The organism is Rahnella inusitata, assembly GCF_003263515.1.
GTDB lineage: Bacteria > Pseudomonadota > Gammaproteobacteria > Enterobacterales > Enterobacteriaceae > Rahnella > Rahnella inusitata.
On sequence record NZ_JYDE01000002.1, the window covers coordinates 222,898 to 242,849 of the forward strand.

Annotated in this window: 17 protein-coding genes; 11 read left to right on the forward strand and 6 right to left on the reverse strand. The window is 53.8% G+C overall.

The genetic code is table 11. The features are described 5' to 3' along the window. Positions 1-308: 308 nt before the first annotated feature. From TU92_RS01825 to ppnP, 6 genes are all read left to right on the forward strand, one after another. Positions 309-584 (forward strand): YdgH/BhsA/McbA family protein, encoded by a 276-nt coding sequence (locus TU92_RS01825; RefSeq protein ID WP_112164265.1) that lies wholly within the window; start codon positions 309-311, stop codon positions 582-584. A 226-nt stretch (positions 585-810) separates the two neighbouring features. Further along, positions 811-1,389: a class I SAM-dependent methyltransferase gene (locus tag TU92_RS01830; RefSeq protein WP_112164266.1), complete on the forward strand. Its 579-nt coding sequence runs from the start codon at positions 811-813 to the stop codon at positions 1,387-1,389. A 263-nt stretch (positions 1,390-1,652) separates the two neighbouring features. Next, positions 1,653-2,177: a shikimate kinase AroL gene (gene aroL / locus TU92_RS01835; protein WP_112164267.1), complete on the forward strand. Its 525-nt coding sequence runs from the start codon at positions 1,653-1,655 to the stop codon at positions 2,175-2,177. A 536-nt stretch (positions 2,178-2,713) separates the two neighbouring features. After that, positions 2,714-3,505, forward strand: coding sequence for an IclR family transcriptional regulator (locus TU92_RS01845; RefSeq protein ID WP_112164269.1), 792 nt, complete (start codon positions 2,714-2,716; stop codon positions 3,503-3,505). A gap of 254 nt (positions 3,506-3,759) precedes the next feature. After that, positions 3,760-4,437 (forward strand): AroM family protein, encoded by a 678-nt coding sequence (locus TU92_RS01850; RefSeq protein WP_112164270.1) that lies wholly within the window; start codon positions 3,760-3,762, stop codon positions 4,435-4,437. 179 nt (positions 4,438-4,616) lie between these two features. Beyond that, positions 4,617-4,907 carry a pyrimidine/purine nucleoside phosphorylase gene (gene ppnP / locus TU92_RS01855; protein ID WP_112164336.1) on the forward strand — a complete coding sequence of 97 codons (291 nt, stop codon included), beginning with the start codon at positions 4,617-4,619 and terminating at the stop codon, positions 4,905-4,907. Positions 4,908-4,976: 69 nt separating this feature from the next. Here the strand turns inward: ppnP and rdgC are convergent, their stop codons facing one another. Continuing rightward, a complete protein-coding gene (rdgC, locus tag TU92_RS01860; protein WP_112164271.1) occupies positions 4,977-5,891 on the reverse strand; it encodes a recombination-associated protein RdgC in 915 nt (304 codons plus the stop codon). Positions 5,892-6,100: 209 nt separating this feature from the next. Here rdgC and mak point away from each other — a divergent pair, with 209 nt between their 5' ends. Further along, positions 6,101-7,021, forward strand: a complete 921-nt coding sequence (mak, locus tag TU92_RS01865; RefSeq protein ID WP_112164272.1) for a fructokinase — start codon at positions 6,101-6,103, stop codon at positions 7,019-7,021. Between the two features lie 67 nt (positions 7,022-7,088). On the opposite strand, the gene TU92_RS01870 is transcribed toward mak, so the two are convergent. The 5 genes from TU92_RS01870 to sbcD form a co-directional block, all read right to left on the reverse strand. After that, positions 7,089-7,910 carry an ABC transporter ATP-binding protein gene (locus tag TU92_RS01870; RefSeq protein ID WP_244207762.1) on the reverse strand — a complete coding sequence of 274 codons (822 nt, stop codon included), beginning with the start codon at positions 7,908-7,910 and terminating at the stop codon, positions 7,089-7,091. Continuing rightward, entirely contained in the window at positions 7,907-8,671 is a 765-nt protein-coding gene (locus tag TU92_RS01875) for an ABC transporter permease (RefSeq protein ID WP_112164273.1), read from the reverse strand. Before TU92_RS01875 ends, TU92_RS01870 begins: the two co-directional genes overlap by 4 nt. 11 nt (positions 8,672-8,682) lie before the next feature. After that, complete coding sequence (locus TU92_RS01880) at positions 8,683-9,705, reverse strand: ABC transporter substrate-binding protein (protein WP_112164274.1); 1,023 nt, start codon at positions 9,703-9,705, stop codon at positions 8,683-8,685. A 236-nt stretch (positions 9,706-9,941) separates the two neighbouring features. Further along, positions 9,942-13,190 (reverse strand): exonuclease subunit SbcC, encoded by a 3,249-nt coding sequence (gene sbcC, locus TU92_RS01885; RefSeq protein ID WP_112164275.1) that lies wholly within the window; start codon positions 13,188-13,190, stop codon positions 9,942-9,944. Continuing rightward, the gene (gene sbcD / locus TU92_RS01890; protein ID WP_112164276.1) at positions 13,187-14,425 is read right to left on the reverse strand and encodes an exonuclease subunit SbcD; all 1,239 of its coding nucleotides are present in this window, start codon (positions 14,423-14,425) and stop codon (positions 13,187-13,189) included. The genes sbcC and sbcD overlap by 4 nt, the downstream gene beginning before the upstream one ends. A 217-nt stretch (positions 14,426-14,642) precedes the next feature. On the opposite strand from sbcD, the gene phoB reads away from it, so the two are divergent. From phoB to brnQ, 4 genes are all read left to right on the forward strand, one after another. After that, positions 14,643-15,332: a phosphate response regulator transcription factor PhoB gene (gene phoB / locus TU92_RS01895; protein ID WP_112164277.1), complete on the forward strand. Its 690-nt coding sequence runs from the start codon at positions 14,643-14,645 to the stop codon at positions 15,330-15,332. A gap of 21 nt (positions 15,333-15,353) precedes the next feature. Beyond that, on the forward strand, positions 15,354-16,673 hold the full coding sequence (gene phoR / locus TU92_RS01900) for a phosphate regulon sensor histidine kinase PhoR (protein ID WP_112164278.1): 1,320 nt from the start codon (positions 15,354-15,356) through the stop codon (positions 16,671-16,673). Between the two features lie 256 nt (positions 16,674-16,929). Then, positions 16,930-18,033 carry a cobalamin-independent methionine synthase II family protein gene (locus TU92_RS01905; RefSeq protein WP_112164279.1) on the forward strand — a complete coding sequence of 368 codons (1,104 nt, stop codon included), beginning with the start codon at positions 16,930-16,932 and terminating at the stop codon, positions 18,031-18,033. A 567-nt stretch (positions 18,034-18,600) separates the two neighbouring features. Beyond that, positions 18,601-19,920 (forward strand): branched-chain amino acid transport system II carrier protein, encoded by a 1,320-nt coding sequence (brnQ, locus tag TU92_RS01915; RefSeq protein ID WP_112164281.1) that lies wholly within the window; start codon positions 18,601-18,603, stop codon positions 19,918-19,920. The last annotated feature ends 32 nt before the right edge of the window (positions 19,921-19,952 follow it).

The following is a 19,952-nucleotide window of genomic DNA, read 5'->3' on the forward strand; positions in this document are numbered from 1 at the left end:
TCAAGGAAGCAGAAAATTCATAAAAAATAATCATATCAGTGATTGCACTACGGCGTCGATTTGTGCGAATGTTGTGCGGGCTATAAATAACTTTGAAAACTCTCCATCATTTCTCCATCAAATATCGTTAATTCTCTTGCAGTTATCATCGCCGAAATACTTCCTTTCAATCCCTCCTTATTTTTACCACAATGGTTAAACTTCTTTACGTTGCATTACGCCCCCTTTCATTGTTTCAACGATAATTATTTCAACGGATTACTTCCGCTCCATTAATTAACGAAACTAACGAAAGAAAGGTGCGTAATATGAAACTCTTACCTGCAATTACAGCTGTTGCTATTACTGTTGCTTCATTCTCAGCGCTGGCGGCTTCGCCAATTACTGCGCAAGAAGCACAAAGCGGGACTTACCAGTCACTGGGTATGGTGTCTGTGAGTGCGCCAAGCACCGTTCCGGGCAGCATGAAAGATGCATTGAACCAGATTGCCAGCGATAAAGGCGCAACACACTACCGCGTTGTCGGTGCGGGTACGCCGGGCGATTCCAGCCTGAACCGTGCAAATGTTGAGTTGTATAAATAAAAATCTGACTGACTTCTGATTCACTTCAGATAGCGTGTGAGAAGGCCAATGTCACCTGACGTTGGCCTTTTTGTTATTTATACATAACCCGGTATAACGCTTTTTTTGGGAGTTATCCCATGTGATTTATTTTTAATTAGCCTCTGTGACGTTTATTCCCCTTATTAATCATTTCTTAAGAATTTTTCTGTTATATAAGGGTCTATGTCCTCAGGAGGTAGTTAATATGTTGAATGCCGCGAGAATGACGATTAAGAACACCGGTCTTTCGATCCAGAATCAATTTTTTTATTTGCAGAATTTTATTAGCTCACCACGGACAATGGGGACGCTGATGCCGTCGTCCCCCTGGTTGTGTCACGCGATGCTCAGCCAGATCGACTGGACAAAGTCTTTACATATCGCCGAGTTAGGCGCGGCTGACGGCGTGCTGACGCGGCGGATCCTTAACCGCATGCGTGCGGATGCACGGCTGGATGCTTTTGAGATTGAGCCGGCGTTTATCCGCAAGCTGAATCTGTTCGACGACCGACGGTTACAGGTTATGGCGCATTCAGCCGAGCACCTGACGGGGGATTATGATGCCGTATTTTCCTGTCTGCCGCTGCTGTCGATGCCGACGCGCATCAGCATGAAGATTTTGCAGAAAACGCAGCAGCAGCTGAAGGCGAAAGACGGTGTACTGGTGCTGTTCCAGTACAGTCATCTTTCCGAGAAAATGCTCTCCCGTTACTTCACCTGGAAAAAAATCCGCGTTGTGAAAAATTTCCCCCCGGCACTGGTCTATATTTGTAAACCACACTGATACAGCACTTTAACGATCCAACCCGCTGAGAACATTGCGCTGTAAAGATTTATCAGTATGATGCCACGGGTGGCGTAAATAAAACGCTACAGAAGCTTCACCGGCAGGTGACAAAAATCTGCCAGTGAGGCTTTTTTGTTGTACTATCTTGCGAGTACATCAAGACGCCAGATCAGCAACTATTTTGACATTCATGCGTCAGGTAAATGATGGATTTTCATCAGATGAGCAACGAGGCTCCCGGGGAATTAAGGACAGCGTTAATGACACAACCCATATTCATGGTAGGCGCGCGTGGCGCAGGTAAAACGACAGTTGGGAGTGCTCTGGCGAAAGCGCTGGGCTATAAATTTGTCGATACCGATCTCTATCTGCTGCGTACCTCAGGGCTCAGCGTGGCCGATATCGTTGACCGTGAAGGCTGGGCAGGTTTCCGCCGTCGTGAAACTGAAACGCTGAAGGCGATAAGCTCGCCGCTGACCGTGGTCGCTACCGGTGGCGGTGTGGTGCTGTCGGCGGAAAACCGTGATTTTATGCGCCAGACAGGCACCGTTATCTATCTGCGTTCACCGGCCTCCACGCTGGCAAACCGTCTGGAAGATGCCCCGATGGAAGATCAGCGTCCTACGCTGACCGGTAAACCGATCACTGAAGAAATGATGCAGGTGCTGAATGAGCGCGAAGCATTGTATCAGCAGGCTGCACATCACGTTGTCGACGGTACGCAGGATCCGACGCAGGTGGTGAATGCCATCATGGAAGCACTGGCCTTGCCGATGGCACGCTGACAGCCGTGATGATGAAAAACGACGAGCCCAGGTGGCTCGTTTTTTTATGTCTGCGGGGTGGGAAATCACGGAAAACGTAAACAAAATGGGCCACGTTATGTGATGAGTATCACGCAGGGTTACTTATTGTTCTTACGAATAGATGGGAGTAAGATAATAACTCAGGTGATTACTTTAACCTCCACTACGGAACCCATGATGAAACCCCTGATGTCGTTCTTTCACCAGCACAGCAAAGCGATGCCCGCTGTCTGGTCGGTCACTATCATCCTCGTCGAAGCCTCTATCGCGCTGTATATTTTGCGTAATCTTTAATCGCTATAATCTGCTGAGTTTGACGCGCGTCACCTCATAAATACTCGGCAATTCATTCCCCCTTTCTCTTTAATGAATGGCTTTAGGATTATCTTTAAGCATATTTATTAAGTGCAATTTTATTCCGCCAAAAATAAACGCCTTGACGCTGACACGTATCAGCACTATTTTTCAATCAACTTTACAGGAACCTTGTTCCACATAGCGGAACTCTTCTCTTTATGAGCACTTTAGAGAATGCGACGGCAGTACTGAAGTTATTTTCGAGGCAGGGCGTCAACCAGGGTCATCCGGGGCTGTCATTTAGCGATGTGGTGAACAATTTAGCCTTGCCAAAAAGTACCGTGTCCCGATTATTAATGACCATGGAAAGTGAAGGCTTATTAGAGCGCGATCCGGACAGTCGTTTATATCGAATCGGAAAATTATTACTGGCGATATCCAGCCACTATTTATCGACGCCGCTGGTCGATGCGACAACGCCTTACATGACGCAGCTCAGTCAGCTGACGCAGTGCACCGGTTATGTTTCGATGCTCGAAGGCCGCGAGATAATGATCATGCGGATGTTTCCTGGCAGAACTTATCTGCAGGTGGTGACACCGGCGGGCAGTTTATTACCGGCGCATGAAACGGCGATTGGCCGGGCGATTCTGGCGCGCTACAGCGACGATGAAGTTCGCGAGCGGTATCGCGGCGAATATCAGGTGAAATCGGCGAATTCACCGAAAAGTATCGATTTATTATTAGTGCGGCTGGCTGAAATCCGGCAGAACGGATTGTCCTTTGCCAATAACGAAACCTTGCAGGGGATCAGTTCTTTAGCCACCAGTATTTTTAATAAGCACAGAAATGAGATTGTGGGGTTAGGGCTGTCTTTCTCTTCCCCAGCCGAAGGAAAGGGCATACCGGAAGGGATAAAGGATGGCCTGACCGCCGTGACCCGAAAAATTGCTGAAAAGCTGGGTGATGATGACTGGATTAATCATCAGCGTCTCTCCGGCTTGCAGTAAACGCATCGGGCAACCGATGCAGAAAGTGAAGTGAGTACCAGACCGACACCAGGGCTTATTTAGCCAGCACTAAACAATGACTGTTCCACGATGAACAGCGTTCGTAACCGTTTTTAGCTCATGCGCTTTTGCGCCGGTTACGTGGTTTAAGAGGACTTTGTGATGAGTTTACAAAACACATTTACGATATCTGCGTTTTATCCTTCCTTGTGCCATTCAGGGGCGACTTACCTGAATGGCCGGACATCCCGCTTATGATGACTTCTTTTGCTACCCTCACCATTGGACAGGCGCCGCGCAGCGACATAACACCGCTGCTGATGACGCATCTGCCGGACGAACCCGTCACGCATGTCGGGTTACTGGACGGCCTTAGCAGGGAGCAAATTGAGCAGCGTTATGCGCCGCAGGAGGGCGAGGCCGTGCTGGTCGCCCTGTTACTGGATGGTTCGCAGGTTTTACTTGCTGCGGCCGGTGCCGAGCGTGGATTGCAGGAAAAAATCCACCAGCTGGAAGCGCAAGGATGTGCCACTATTCTGCTGCTGTGCGGTGGCGAATTCAGCAGTTTACATGCCGACAGCGCATTGCTTATCGAACCGGAGCGGATGATCCCGCCGCTGATTGGCGCGATGGTCGGAACGCACCGGGCTGGCATTGTGGTGCCGGTGGAATCCCAGATTGGCTGGCAGACGAATAAATGGCGCAAGCTGGAACAGGCACCGTGTTTTGCGGTGGCGAGTCCGTATTTACCTGACGACCAGGCACTGACTGATGCGGCGATACGCTTTGCCGAGCAGGGTGCGGAAGTGGTGGTGCTTGATTGCTTCGGCTACAACCATCATCACGTTGAAGTGCTAGAGCAGCATCTCGATATCCCTGTGTTACTGGCGAATGTGCTGATGGTGCAACTGGCGGCTGAACTGGTGGCGTAAGCGGGGTTGTGTGCGTGCGTGACTCCCCACAATGGCACTGTGCAGACGTAAAATCAAATCAGTGATTGCGGTTTGCGGGCGGTGTCGCCGGGTGGGGAGAAAGCTATAATAATCAGTGACAGCAGCGGGTTTTTGCCCCTAATATGAAACCTCTGAAAATTATCGCAAAGGGCCAATCTATGTTGAAAAATAATGAGTATTTTGACGGGAAAGTAAAATCGATTGGTTTTGACAGCGAAAGTACGGGTGCCGCCAGCGTTGGCGTGATGGCCGTCGGCGAATACACATTTGGCACGGCAAAACCGGAAGAAATGACGGTCATCAGTGGTTCACTGAAAGTGCTGATCCCAGGCTCTCCGGACTGGCAGGTCTTCAAGCCCGGCGAAACGTTCTACATTCCGGGTAAAAGCGAATTCAACATGCAGGTCGGCGAAACCACCTCGTACCTGTGTAAGTATCTGAGTAAATAAACCGTTTCAGACACAGTACCAATAGAAAAGGCGCCAATGAGCGCCTTTTTTACGTCCGGAGTTTGCGGGTTATCTTTGGGCTTCGCCGCCCAGCGCTTCGATCAGGTTTTGAATCAGCGCGGCCAGTTCACCGGTCATCAGGATGAAGTCGGCATCAAAGCGGCCAGCGAAATCTTCGCGGTCGATATCTTCGTTTTGATCGCGAATAACATCGCTGAATTTCAGACGCTTGATGCTGCCGTCATCGGCCAGCACCACGGCGATACGTTCCTGCCAGTCCACCGCCAGCTTGGTCACCAGCTTGCCATTCTCAATGTGCGTGGCGATTTCGTCACTGACCAGCGCCTGTTTTTTACAGCGGATCACGCCGCCTTCTTCCAGAATCGCTTTCAGCTCAGCTTCGTCCTGCAACGTGAAACCGGCCGGGGTCACGCCTGAACGTACCCACTCGGTCAGCGTCAGTTCGATTGGGCTTTCCATGGTCAGCGGCACCACCGGCAGCGAGCCGAGGCTTTTGCGCAGCAGGGCCAGCATATCTTCGGCTTTCTTGGCGCTGGCAGCATCGACCATGATCAGGCCGTTAACGGTGTCTATCCACATGAAAGTCTGGCTGTAGCGGCTGAAGGCGCGTGGCATCAGGCTGTGCAGCACTTCGTCTTTCAGGGAATCTTTTTCGGTTTTCTTCAGCTTGCGATGCTGTTCACCTTCGAGCTGGTCGATCTTGGCCTGTAACTCCTGCTTGATCACCGGAGAAGGCAGAATTTTTTCTTCTTTACGCGCGCAGATGAGGATCTGGCCGCCGTTGACGTGAGTCAGCGCGTCGCCACCGTGGGAACCCATCGGTGAAACCCAGCCGGTTTTCGCCATGTCCTGGCTGCCGCACGGAGTAAAGGTGAAAGCGCTGAGCTGTTTTTCCATTTCGTCAGCAGATAACGAAACTTCACGGCTCAAACGGTATACCAACAAATTCTTAAACCATAACATGGCGTTATCCCTGTCCCAGCGCACTCGTGGTACGCTGATTAAATGAATACAGGGCGGCATGATACCCAATTGGGCGTCAGCCGTCGTTAAGAAATCGCCCCTGTGCGAAACATTGCATAACACCTTATTCTGGTGGTTGCCGCTTCAGGCTTCTAAACTGGATTAATGATAAAAAACTGACCCTACCCGATGTGACAGGAGAAGAAAACGTGCGAATTGGCATTGATTTAGGTGGCACAAAAATAGAAGTCATTGCGTTATCCGACGAAGGCCGTGAGCTTTTTCGTAAACGTGTGGATACGCCAAGGAATGATTACGAACGCACGCTGAAAGCGATTGAAGGGCTGGTGCTGGATGCCGAGAAGGCCACCGGCCAGCGCGGCAGCGTCGGTCTGGGTATTCCCGGCACGCTTTCTCCGTTCACCGGTAAAGTGAAAAATTCGAATTCGGTATGGCTCAACGGCCAGCAGCTGGATGAAGACCTGGCGCTGTTGCTCAACCGCGAAGTGCACATTGCCAACGACGCTAACTGCCTGGCGGTGTCCGAGGCCACCGACGGCGCAGGCGCAGGCCGTAACACGGTGTTTGCGGTGATCATCGGCACCGGCTGCGGTTCCGGCGTGGCGCTGCACGGTGCCGCGCACGCAGGGGGGAACGGCAATGCCGGGGAATGGGGGCACAATCCGCTGCCGTGGCAGGATGATGAGGAAAGACAGTTTGCCAGCGAAGTGCCGTGTTATTGCGGAAAATCAGGCTGCGTTGAGACGTTCGTTTCGGGTACTGGATTTGCGGAGGATTATTTCCGTCTGTCCGGCCAGCGGCTGAAAGGGCCAGAGATTATTGCACTGGTGGAAGAGGGCGATGAAACAGCGGAGCTGGCGCTTGGGCGTTATGAACGTCGCCTGGCGAAAGCGCTGGCAAACGTGGTGAATATTCTCGATCCCGACGCAATTGTGCTCGGCGGGGGAATGAGCAATGTCGATCGCCTGTATGACACCGTTCCGCTGCTGGTGAAACAATGGGTGTTTGGGGGGGAATGCGAGACGCCGATCCTCAAAGCCGTTCACGGCGATTCCAGCGGCGTACGCGGTGCGGCATGGCTGTGGCCGCAGTCGCGGTTTGCGCTTTAATCTTTATTCTCCTTTGAGAAACTATCGGGCGCGGGATTTGCTAAAAATACCGCGCCCGTTCATTCGGTCAGAGCGCCATCTCCCGTTTAAACACTTCCAGCGTATGCGCCTTCACGCGGATAAATTCCGGGTGGCTCATGATTTCTGAACCGCGCGGGCGCGGCAGATCGAACGGCACGATTTCTGCCACCTGGGTCGGGCGCCGCGTGAGCAGCAAAATCTCATCCGCCAGAAATACCGCATCTTCCAGATCGTGAGACACAATCAGCATGGTGACACCGGTCGCCAGCTGCACTTCCTGCAATTTATCGCGAATAAACAACGTCATTTCGAAATCCAGCGCCGAGAAAGGCTCGTCCAGGAACATCACCTCTGGCCGTGTCGCCAGTGCCCGCATGATGCACACGGTTTGCTGCTGCCCGCCGGAAAGCTCATAGGGATAACGTTTGAGATCGAAGCGAATATCAAACATCTGCGTCAGCTCATCGACGCGTGCGTTCACCTCGGCCTTGCTCATGCCGTTACGCACCAGCGGATAGGCGATGTTGGAACGTGCACTCATCCACGGAAACAGCGCATCGCGGTAGTTTTGAAATACGTAGCCGATGGTGGTCTGCGCCAGCGTTTTGCCGTCGAAAAGAATGTCGCCTTTGTCTACCGGGATAAGCCCGGCGATCATGTTCATCAACGTGGATTTCCCGCAGCCGTTCGGCCCGAAGATCGACACGATTTTGCCGCGCGGCAGATCCAGGTTGAGATCCGTATACAACGGCTGCCCGGCAAAGGCTTTGGTCAGCCCGCGAATAGTGACATGGGTATCCGGGCGCGTGGCGTATTGCGGCAGCTGAGGGCCTTTGTAATCAGGTTTTAGCGAGAGAGGTTGCGTCATGCTTTGCTACTCCAGTGGACGGTTTTTTTCTCGATCAGCAAAAAGGCCAGATTCAGTAAATAGCCCAGTGCGCCGGTGATAAGGATCGAGGCGTACATGTCTTTGATATTGAAGACCTGCTGCGCGTCGATGATCCGATGTCCGAGGCCGGTTTCCGAACCGATAAACATTTCAGCGACGATCACGATGACCAACGCAATCGACACGCCGGTGCGCAGGCCGACAAACGTCTGCGCCAGACTTTCCATCAGCAGGATGTCTTTGAAAATGTGCCAGCGGGAAATGCCCATCACTTTGGCCGCCATCAGGCGGGTTTTCTTGGCGTTCATTACGCCGTAAGCGCTGTTGAAAAGGATGACCAGTACCGCAGCAAAGGCGGCAATAGCGATTTTGTTGGCGTCGGTGATGCCGAAAATCAGCATGAACAGCGGGATCAGCGCCGAGGACGGCGTCGAGCGGAAGAAGTCGATCAGAAACTCCAGGCTGCGATACACTTTTTCATTGCTGCCTAAAATCACGCCGAGCGGGACGCCAATCACCGCCGCGAAGCCAAAGGCCACCAGCGTGCGATACAGGGTCGCGCCGATGTCAGTGCGCATCGAGACATCAGAAAACGACTGGAACATGAAGCCCAGCGTTTCGACGGGCGAAGGCAGCAGCACCGGATTCAGCCATTTGGCGCTCACTGCCAGCTGCCAGAACAGAAACAGCAACACCGGGCCAATCAGCGGCAATAATCTCGAAGACCAACGTGACGTCATAATAATTCCCCTTATCCCTGATAAATCAGCGAAGCGACATCCACCGGTTTGCTGAAGATTTTTCTTTCCGTAAAGACGTCATAAAACTTCTGGAACCATTGCAGGTTGTCGCCCTTTAGGTCGGGATACATCACGAAGCCCGGTAGCGGCACTTCTTTCACCAGCGCCGGTTCAATGCTGGTATATCCCGCCACGTTTTCCCGCGCTTTGTCCGGGTTGGCGGCAATAAATTCCACGGCTTTCTGGTAGGCGGCGATAAACTTTTTCGCGGCGTCAGGGTTGCTTTGAATGAAGGTGGAATTGAGCGCCGCTGCGCCGCCGAACCATGGAGCATCGGCGTTACCGAGCACGTATTTGGAGATGACGCCGGTTTCCAGCGTGCGCGAAAGATGTTTCATACGCCCGACGGTGCCGGTCGGCTCAAGCGTATAAACGCCGTCAATTTGCCCGGCAGCAAGGGCAGGGGCGTGCTGACCGACGGGGAGTTCGATCACTGAGGGATTAGTGAATCCGTTCTTTTCCAGAATGATTTTTGCCATGGTGACGTTCTGGATGCCCGGCCCGCAGGCGATTTTCTTGCCTTTCAGATCCGCGATGGTTTTCGCCGTGCTGTTCAGTGGGACCAGAAATTCATCTAACACCAGCGTGTGATTGGACGGATTTGAACAGATAATTTTGAACAAGCCGGGCGATGTGATTTCCCCTAAACCCAACGCGCCGGTGGCGGTGCCGTTGGCGCAGCCGTGGATCCTGCCGGTTATCATTCCTTCGACAATTTGCTGTGCGCTGGCAAATTTGACGCCTTTGACGTTCAGCCCGGCCTCTTTAAAGAAGCCCTGTTCGAGCGCGACGTACAACGGCAAACCACCGACAATCGGCCAGTAGCCGATGCGGATTTCATCGTCGTCCGCGGCGAAAACGGTGGTGGGGATCATACCGCCCAGCGTCATCACGCCGCCGGTGATCGCCAGCCATTTCATCATCTGACGGCGTTGTTTATTGAACGGAAGGATTTCAGGTTTGTCGTTTTTCATCGGCGTTCCCCTTGGCGGTTATGCAGGCTGTGCAGCTTGTACTGCAACTTGTATACATAACGTTAAGCACAGGGCGTGCCAGATCGACGGTTTAACGAAATAACCGATTATTCATCAGGTTGTCTGGAGAGAGCGCACTGCAACGGTGCGATTTTTGCGCGGGTGCTCACAGAAAGGATCCACCACAGGGCAAGGCGATAGCACGATTGCTAGCGGCTTGCCCTGCGGCAAAGCGGTCAGACTTTAAATTCACTGCTCAGGCGGCTGACGCCCAGACCGTTCACTTTGGTGACTTTGATTTGCACCGGAATGCGGTCTTTCATCGCTTCGACGTGGCTTATCACGCCGATGGTTTTACCGGAGGCATTCAGGCTGTCAAGGGCGTCGAGCGCGGTGTCCAACGTGTCAGCATCAAGCGTGCCGAAACCTTCATCGAGGAACAGCGAATCGATGCGGGTTTTATCACTGACCAGATCGGACAACGCCAGCGCCAGCGCCAGACTCACGAGGAAACTCTCGCCGCCGGAGAGCGTACGGGTATCGCGCACCGCATCGGCCTGCCAGGTATCGACCACCTGCAACTCCAGCGCGTCGCTGGTTTTGCGCTGTAACAGATAGCGGCCGTGCAGTTTTTCCAGCTGACGGTTCGCCAGATACACCAGATGATCCAGCGTCAGCCCTTGGGCGAATTTGCGGAATTTCGCGCCGTCGCTGGAGCCGATCATCTGGTTGAGATAGCCCCAGTCGTCGCAGGTCAGCTGTGTCTGTGCAATCTGACCGATTAACGCCTGTTGTCCGCTGTGCCGTTCTTTATCAAATTTCAGCTGATTGCTGACTTCACCGAGTTGCTGCTGTAACCCTTTCAGCTGTTGCGCCAGTGCGGCCTGTTCTGCGGTCAGCTGAGTGAGGTCGATTTCGTTCTCGCTCAGATGTGCAGGGCGTGCCAGACGGTGAGTTTCCAGCGTCGCGCTGGCATCACTCAGCAGTGCCTGCGCCTGCGCCAACTGTTGTTGCAGCCGTTCTTTTTGCCGCTGTAGTTGCTGACGCAGCCCGTCATCGAGCAGGGCGAGTCTCACCGCATCTTCGTCAGAGAATTCGCTGGCGGCCAGCGCCTGTTGCCACTCGCTCTCAGCCTGATGCAGACGTGCCGTGGCCAGCTGATGTTGCTGCTGTGTGCTGGCCAGCTGACCGGCCAGTTTATCGCGCTGTTCCTGCGCTTTGTTCAGTGCGTCGGTCGCGTCGCTGACGGCTTTCTCGGCGGCCAGTTGCTGCTGATGTAAGTGCTCGCGAACCTGCGCAATCTGGCGGTCGCCAAACAGACTGCGACGCTGCGCGTTCAGCTCTGCCAGCGTTTTCTCGCCTTCAGTAAACTGTTTTTGCAGGTGCTCCATCTGTTCCTGAAGTCTGACCTGACTTTGCCCGATAAGCGTAAACCGCTCGCTCAGCAGGGCGGCGTGTTGCTGCGTTTTCTGTTGCTCCGTCACGGCGTCATTCAGCGCATCTTTCGCCTGTTGCAGGGCCCGCGCCAGCTGTTCGTGCTGACCCAGCAGATCCTGAGATTGTTGTTCTTCGCGATCGCGTTCCGCCAGCCATTGCTGAGCAGCGTCGGTATCCTGCAACCCGAACGTCAGGTTCAGCGGGGTACTCAGCTGCTGCCAGCTTTCCTGATGTGCGTTCAGCTGTTGCTTATCCTGCTCAAGCTGGGTTTGCAGACGCATTTGCTGCTCTTTCAGGCTTTTGATCTTCGCCGCCAACTCAATGCCGCTGGCTTTTTCTTTATCGAATTCTGCCTGCATTTGCTCCAGCCGCTGCGCGGTTTCTGACGGTTTGACGTCCCGGTAGCTTTCCACCGCCGGATGCGACGTCGAGCCGCACAGCGGACACGGCTTGCCGCTTTGCAGATTCGCGCGCTCGGCGGTGAGGCTGACGATCAGCTCTTCACTTTTCAGGCGCGCTTTAACGTCATTGAGATGTTCCAGTTGCTTCTGACATTGCAGACGTATCGCGCCAAGCCGCTGTTCTTCTTCCGTGACCTGCGTCTGGATCTGTAGGAAATCGGCGTTTTGCTGCACCACCCGGCGATTCAGCGGAGGGTAAAGCTGTGCGAGCGAATATAGCTGCTGGCGCACTGGCCGAAGTTGTGTCAGTTCGGCTTGGCGTTTTTGCAAGGCCGTCAGCGGATGCTGATTTTCCAGCGTGGCCTGATGTTGTTGCTGCGCGGTGAGTGCATCGGTCAGGGCCGTATGCCGTGTCTGATGCTGACGACTTTGCTCCTCAAGCTTCTGGCGTTCGGCGGTCAGCTGTTCCAGCGTGAGATTCTGTTCGCTGACTTGTTTTTGGACATCATTCACTGACTGCCGGGTGTCGTTTTGCGATTTCTGCCACTGGGCGATGCTGTTATCCAGTGGCAGGATCTGTTCTTCAATCAGCGTCTGCTGCTGGCGCTGTTCTTCGGCCTGTTTCTGGCGCGCACTCTGCGCAAGCTCTGCGGCCTGTTTCAGCGGCGTCATCTGCGCCAGTTGCTGTTCCTGCTGGTGAATCAGCTCTGCGGTCTGCTGTTGCAGGCTTAGCGTTTCCTGCTGGCAGCGCTGGCGATCGTTCAGTCGTGAACGGAGTTTTTCCGCCGGTTCGCTGCGCGCCAGTTGCTGTAACTGCGGCGCAGCCTGCGCCATTTCCTGCTCCGTCGCGGCCAGCTGTTGCACCGATTGCTGATGTTTTTGCTGCACCTGCTGCCACTGTTGCAGCCAGTTAAGATCCTGCTGACGCTGCTGCGCCTGCTGACTGAGGCTGATTTCCTGCGCGTTCAGTTCTTTAAGCTGCATTTCCAGCGCCAGACGCTGTTCTTCACTGAGCAGTTCGATACCGGCCATGCGCTGATGCAAACCGTCGAGCGCCACGCGCGCCTGTTTATGTTGTTCGAATACGCGCTCAGACAGCTGGCCGTAGATTTCCGTGCCGGTCAGTTCTTCCAGCAGTTCGGCGCGGTCGTTGGCGTCGGCATTGAGAAAGGCGGCGAACTGTCCCTGCGACAGCATCATCGACTTGGTGAAACGGCCAAAATCCAGGCCGGTCAGTTCTGCAATAGCGTCGAGTTTATCGCGGACTTTATCCGCCAGAATTTTGCCGTCCGCCAGCAATGCCAGCTCGACTTTCGGCGCCTGTAAATTGCCGTCCGGCGAGTTCTTCGCCCGGCGCTGGCTCCAGAAGGCACGGTAGCCAATGCCTTTGACCTCGAACTCCACTTCGGCCAGCGATTCGGCGGTGTGGCGGGTCATCAGTTCATTCTGGCTGGGTGTGACGTTGAGGCGCGGCGTCTGATGATACAGTGCGAGACAAATGGCATCGAGCAGGGTGGTTTTCCCCGCGCCGGTCGGGCCGGTGATGGCGAATAATCCGTTGCTGGCAAAAGGCTCAGCGGTGAAGTCGATTTTCCATTCGCCTTGCAGCGAGTTTAGATTTTTTAAACGCAGGCTGAGAATTTTCATTGTGCGGCGTGCCCTGCGTGATGGCCGCTGGTGACCTCATCGACCACCTGCGCGAACAGCGTGCGCATCCGCGCCTGACGCTGTTCGTCGGCGTCCGCTTCGAGCGACAGCCGCCGCTCGAAGACATCGCTCACGCTCAGCTCGCTGAGGGTTTCTTTTTCCTGTTGTTCAATGCTGTTAATGCGCTGTTCTTTACTGCGGCGCAGCAGCACGACTTCCACCGGCAGTTCGGCGGTCAGCGTCTGGATGCGCCGCTGAATGTCGCTGAGGTAATCCTGCGTCGCGACTTCAATATCCAGCCAGACCGGTTTTGTGGCATCGCCGTTGGTAAACTGCATCAGTTGTTTTCCTATTTCGGCCAGCGAGCCTTTGATCATCTGCATCGGCTGAAATACCGGAATTTCCAGCGTGTCGATGCTGTTAAGCGTTGCACCCGTAAAATCGAGCAAAAACACGCTTTTGGCTTTGCCGAGTTCATCAAAACTCAGCGCAATCGGCGAGCCGCTGTAGCGGATGTGGTGGGTTTTCGCCACGCACTGGGCGCGGTGAATATGCCCGAGTGCAACGTAATCGACCGGCGGAAAGGCCTGTGCCGGAAAGGCGTCGAGGGTGCCTATATAAATGTCACGTACCGAATCCGAGGTGCTGACGCCGACGGTGGTCAGATGGCCGGTGGCGATGATGGGCAGCGGAACGGCGAGCTGGTCGCGCTTCGCCTGTGCCGCTTTATATAAAGCGTCATAATGGGCGGCGATGGCTTCTTGCAATGCCAGCTGCTTGTCGCTGCCGGACTGACCAGCCTGACTGGCTATCAAATCGCGCGGGCGTAAGAACGGGATCGCACACAGCACTGCGCCGGGCGAGCCATCCCGATGATTTAATTCCAGAACCTGCTCAGACAAGTCTTCACCGACGGTAGCGATCACGCGGGTATTGAGGCAGGAAAGCAGTTCCTTAGATTCATTGAGCGTGGCGACAGAGTCGTGGTTGCCGGCCAGCACTACCAGCTGGCAGCCGGTGTGTTGTAATTCCACCACGAAGCGGTTATACAGTTCCCGCGCATAGCTCGGTGGCGAGCCGGTATCGAAAATATCACCCGCCACAATCACGGCATCTGCCTGATGAATTTCCACCTGTTCCGTCAGCCAGCGCAGAAAAGCCTGATGCTCGGCGGCGCGGCTTTTGGTAAAGAAATACTGGCCAAGGTGCCAGTCTGAAGTGTGGATCAGGCGCATGAAACTCCCGGTGATTCGCTGCACGGTAACAATGGCGCAAAGTATAAACGCCGTCGGGGGACGATGTCCCCAGAAAAATCAGGCGCATTTCAGCGAGATGGCTGTCAAAGTGCGCTGTAATAGACCATCCTTTCTATTCATAAATCTGTCACAAAACTGACGCATAATGGCGCCCGCAATCAAATAAAAGATCGCTAACCTATTGGCAGGACCTACGATGGCTAGACGTATATTGGTGGTTGAAGACGAAGCTCCAATCCGTGAAATGGTGTGTTTTGTACTGGAACAAAATGGCTATCAGGCAGTAGAAGCTGAAGATTTTGATTCCGCGATTGGCCAACTGGTCGAGCCTTATCCTGAGCTTATCCTGCTTGACTGGATGTTACCGGGCGGTTCCGGGATCCAGTTTATTAAGCATCTAAAACGTGAAGCCCTGACCCGCGAAATTCCGGTGATGATGCTGACCGCACGCGGTGAAGAAGAAGACCGGGTGCGTGGCCTCGAAGTGGGTGCCGATGATTACATCACTAAACCGTTCTCTCCCAAAGAACTGGTTGCCCGTATAAAAGCTGTGATGCGCCGTATTTCGCCGATGGCGGTGGAAGAGGTGATCGACATGCAGGGTCTGACACTTGATCCTTCCTCCCACCGGGTGATGGCCAATGAGCAGGCGCTCGACATGGGGCCGACCGAATTCAAATTACTGCACTTCTTTATGACCCACTCGGAACGTGTTTACAGCCGCGAGCAGTTGCTGAATAACGTCTGGGGCACTAACGTTTATGTGGAAGATCGAACCGTGGACGTGCATATTCGTCGTTTACGCAAAGCGCTGGAAACCAGTGGACATGACAGAATGATCCAGACTGTCCGTGGCACGGGATATCGTTTCTCAACGCGTTATTAGTCCCCACAGCGGAGAATCTGTGTGTTAGAACGTTTGTCATGGAAACGGCTGGCCGGCGAATTTTTTCTGTTTTGCCTGCCAGCGATCATTCTCGGTATTTTTGTCGGCCATTTTGGCTGGCTTCTCTTTGCGTCGCTGCTGGCGGCGCTGGGCTGGAACTATTATAACCAGCTTAAACTCTCACACTGGCTGTGGCTTGACCGCAGCATCACCCCGCCAAATGGTCGCTGGAGCTGGGAGCCGTTGTTCTACGGGCTGAACCAGATGCAGATGCGCAACCGGCGTCGCCGCCGTGAATTAGGGCAACTCATTAAACGTTTTCGCAGCGGTGCAGAATCCTTGCCGGATGCGGTGGTGCTGACCACCGAAGAGGGCAATATTTTCTGGTGCAACGGTCTGGCCCAGGAACTGCTTGGCTTCCGCTGGCCGGAAGATAACGGGCAACACATCTTCAACCTGCTGCGCTATCCGGAATTTCGCGTCTGGATCCAGGCGCGTGATTTTAGCCGCGCCCTAAATCTCCAGCTCAATAATGAACATTACGTCGAATTTCGCGTGATGCCTTATTCCGAGGGGCAGTTACTGATGGTGGCGCGTGACGTCACGCAAATGCGCCAGCTGGAAGGTGCGCGACGTAACTTCTTCGCCAACGTCAGCCATGAACTTCGCACCCCGCTGACCGTTTTGCAGGGCTATCTGGAAATGATGGAAGACGCCAAGCTGGAAGAGCCGTTTCGCACTAAGGCGCTCGATACCATGCAAGAGCAAACGCGACGCATGGACGGGCTGGTCAAGCAGCTCCTGACGCTGTCAAAAATCGAAGCCTCCGCCAATATGGATTTGCACGAAAAAGTCGATATTCCGGTGATGCTCGGAATGCTGGAGCGCGAAGTACAGACGCTGAGCGGCGGTCAGCACGAAGTGGTGTTCCGCGTAAACGACAAGCTGAAGGTCTTCGGCAATGAGGATCAGCTACGCAGTGCGGTGTCGAATCTGGTGTATAACGCGGTGAACCATACGCCGCCGGGCACCAGAATAGAGGTCAGCTGGCAGCAAACGCCGCAGGGTGCGCAGTTCCAGATTAGCGATAATGGGCCGGGGATTGCGCCTCAGCACTTGCCGCGCCTGACCGAACGGTTTTATCGCGTCGACAAAGCCCGTTCCCGTCAGACCGGCGGCAGCGGTCTGGGGCTGGCGATCGTCAAACATGCGCTCAGCCACCACAACGCCCGGCTTGAGGTGATGAGCGAAGTCGGCGTCGGCACGCGCTTTATGTTTACGCTGGCACCGAGACTGATTGTTCCTTCCGATAACACCTCTAAAATTTCAGTGAAACCGTAATTTGCTGTTTTCTATTGAGCCCGTCATTTCTACATGACGGGCTTTTTTGCTTGCTGCTTCATGAACTCTCTGCATTTGATCATGAATTTATTTCACCTCCCATGAAAATTCCTCTGTTGTCGGTGAGTAACCGTCATGACAGTATGGCCTTAAAGCCATTTAGACATCTAGAAGTCCAAATGTAACGCGGCGTAATTATTCAGCTTGTAAATCATTTGCATTTCGTCTGAGACGGGGTGCCATTAAGGAGTCTTTCATGCAACGTACAACCCCTCCGTTCCGTGCTGACGTGGTCGGCAGTTTCCTTCGCCCGGCGGCTATCAAAGAAGCCCGTAAGCAGTTTCAGGCCGGTGAGATTGATGCCGGGCAACTGCGCGCCGTTGAAGATACCGAAATCCGCCGCGTGGTGGATTTACAACGCGAAGCCGGTCTGCAGGTGGTCACTGACGGTGAATTCCGCCGCGCGTGGTGGCACTTCGATTTTTTCGAAGGGCTGAACGGTGTGGAAGGTTACGACGCAGTCCAGGGGATTCAGTTCAACGGCGTACAGACCAAAGCGCGCAGCATTAAAGTCACAGGCAAACTCGGCTTTGGTTCACATCCGATGCTGGAAGATTTTCGTTTTCTGAAAAGCATCTGCGGCAGCGCAGTGCCCAAAATGACCATTCCAAGCCCGAGCGTAATGCATTTCCGCGGTGGCCGTAACGCCATCAGCAAAGAGGTGTATCCGGATCTGAAAGTCTATTTCGACGATTTGGCACAGGTTTACCGCGACGCGATTAAAGCGTTTTACGACGCCGGTTGCCGTTATCTGCAACTCGACGATACCGTCTGGGCGTATCTGTGCTCGGAAGATCAGAAGCAGCAAATCCGCGAGCGTGGCGATTCTCCTGAAGAGTTAGCGCGTACTTACGCTGACGTGCTGAACAAAGCCATTGCCGGTAAACCGGACGATCTGGTGATTGGTTTGCACGTGTGTCGCGGTAACTTCCGCTCGACCTGGATTTCAGAAGGTGGCTACGAGCCGGTGGCTGAGATCCTGTTTGGCGGTGTAAATATCGATGCCTTCTTTCTTGAGTATGACAATGAGCGTTCCGGTGGTTTCGAACCGCTGCGCTTTATCAAAAAAGGTCATCAGCAGGCGGTTCTGGGGTTAATCACCACTAAGTCCGGCGAACTGGAACTGGCCAAAACCGTCGAAACGCGTCTGGCGGAAGCGGCGCAATATCTGGATATCAATCAGATTTGCCTCAGCCCGCAGTGTGGTTTTGCCTCGACGGAAGAGGGCAACAGCCTCACTGAAGTGCAGCAGTGGGAAAAACTGAAACTGGTGGTGGATATCGCTGCCCGCGTCTGGTAATACGGCAGATTGGTTGTTTTGTGACCTCACAAATATGCTGGATATTGTGCGTGTAATCGCCTCTTAATGGTGATTTCACGCACTTTTTGCCATTAAGGAGCATATCTTGTGCTTACTTCGCTTAAAAATCATACATATCATATTGCGTGTTTGATGCCGTATTTAGTGATAAAGGCTGCTTTAGAGTATTAATCTGGTTGAACGCTCTGCTTTTTGGATCTCGGCTTGCCTTTCTGCGCTATAAACGTTTACCTTAGCCCCCGCTGTCGCTCGATACTCCCTGCATATGCCCGTCATATTTCACGTTGCAGATGCGTTGGCCACGCTCGTTAACCCGAATCCCTTACTCAGGTAAGCTCATCGGGATTTCCTCGCTTGCCGCCTTCCCGCACCATGAAATATTTAGGGATAACAACATAATCATCTGCATATCATCAGGCGTTTTAAGCACACTTCGATCTTACAGTGGTGCTCTCTGGTCTTTTACACCATTCATCCTTTTGACGAAGCTGCACGGCGACAGCAACGGTCACTTTATTCATTTGAACAGGCAACACGACACCAATCATGAGTACTCGTTTAACAAATAAAGATATTCTGGCGCTGGGTTTCATGACCTTCGCTTTATTCGTCGGGGCGGGGAACATTATTTTCCCGCCGATGGTTGGCCTGCAGGCCGGTCCTGAAGTCTGGTGGGCAGCTGCCGGGTTTATGATAACCGCGGTAGGTCTCCCGGTGATGACCGTGATTGCGCTGGCGCGCGTCGGTGGCGGTGTCGATGCCCTGAGTACGCCGATTGGACGTGGTGCCGGTATTCTGCTGGCGACCGTCTGTTATCTGGCTGTGGGCCCGCTGTTCGCCACGCCACGTACCGCAACCGTCTCTTTTGAAGTGGGTATCGCACCGATGACCGGTGACGGCCCGCTTCCTTTGCTGATTTACAGCGTGATCTACTTCGCGCTGGTGATCGGCATTTCACTCTATCCGGGCCGCCTGCTTGATACCGTCGGGCATTTCCTCGCGCCGCTGAAAATGGTCGCGCTGGCTGCACTGGGCGTTGCCGCGCTGCTGTGGCCTGCCGGTCAGACCATGCCTGCGGTGGATGCTTACCAGACCGTTCCGTTCTCCAGCGGTTTCGTTAATGGCTATCTGACAATGGATACGCTGGGCGCGCTGGTCTTCGGCATTGTTATTGTTAATGCTGCCCGTTCGCGCGGTGTGACTGATGCCAAACTGCTGACCCGTTACACTATTTTGGCCGGTCTGATTGCTGGCTTAGGTCTGGTGCTGGTCTATCTGAGCCTGTTCAAACTCGGGGAAAACAGTGCTTCACTGGTGCCTGGCGCAACCAATGGCGCAGTTATCTTGCATGCCTATGTGGCACATACCTTCGGTGGCGTCGGTAGCTTCTTCCTCGGTGCGCTGATCTTCATCGCCTGTATGGTGACGGCGGTTGGCCTGACCTGCGCCTGTGCGGAGTTCTTTGCTCAGTACCTGCCGCTGTCGTATAAGTCATTGGTATTTATTCTGGGTCTGTTCTCTATGCTGGTGTCTAATCTCGGCCTGAGCCATCTGATCCAGATTTCCATTCCGGTGCTGACGGCCATCTATCCGCCATGTATCGCACTGGTGGTGTTGAGCTTCACCCTGCGCTGGTGGAATAATACGACGCGCATCGTGGCGCCGGTTATGCTGGTCAGCCTGGTGTTCGGTATTGTCGACGGCATCAAAGCCTCTGCGTTTGCTGATATCATGCCTGTCTGGGCCGGAAAACTGCCGCTGGCAGCACAGGGTCTTGCCTGGTTACCGCCTTCAGTATTAATGCTGGTGCTGGTCGGTATTTATGACAAAATCAGTGGTCCGCGCAGCGTTACCGCGCACCAATAATTATCGGCAGAATATTCGAACGTAGTTGAATG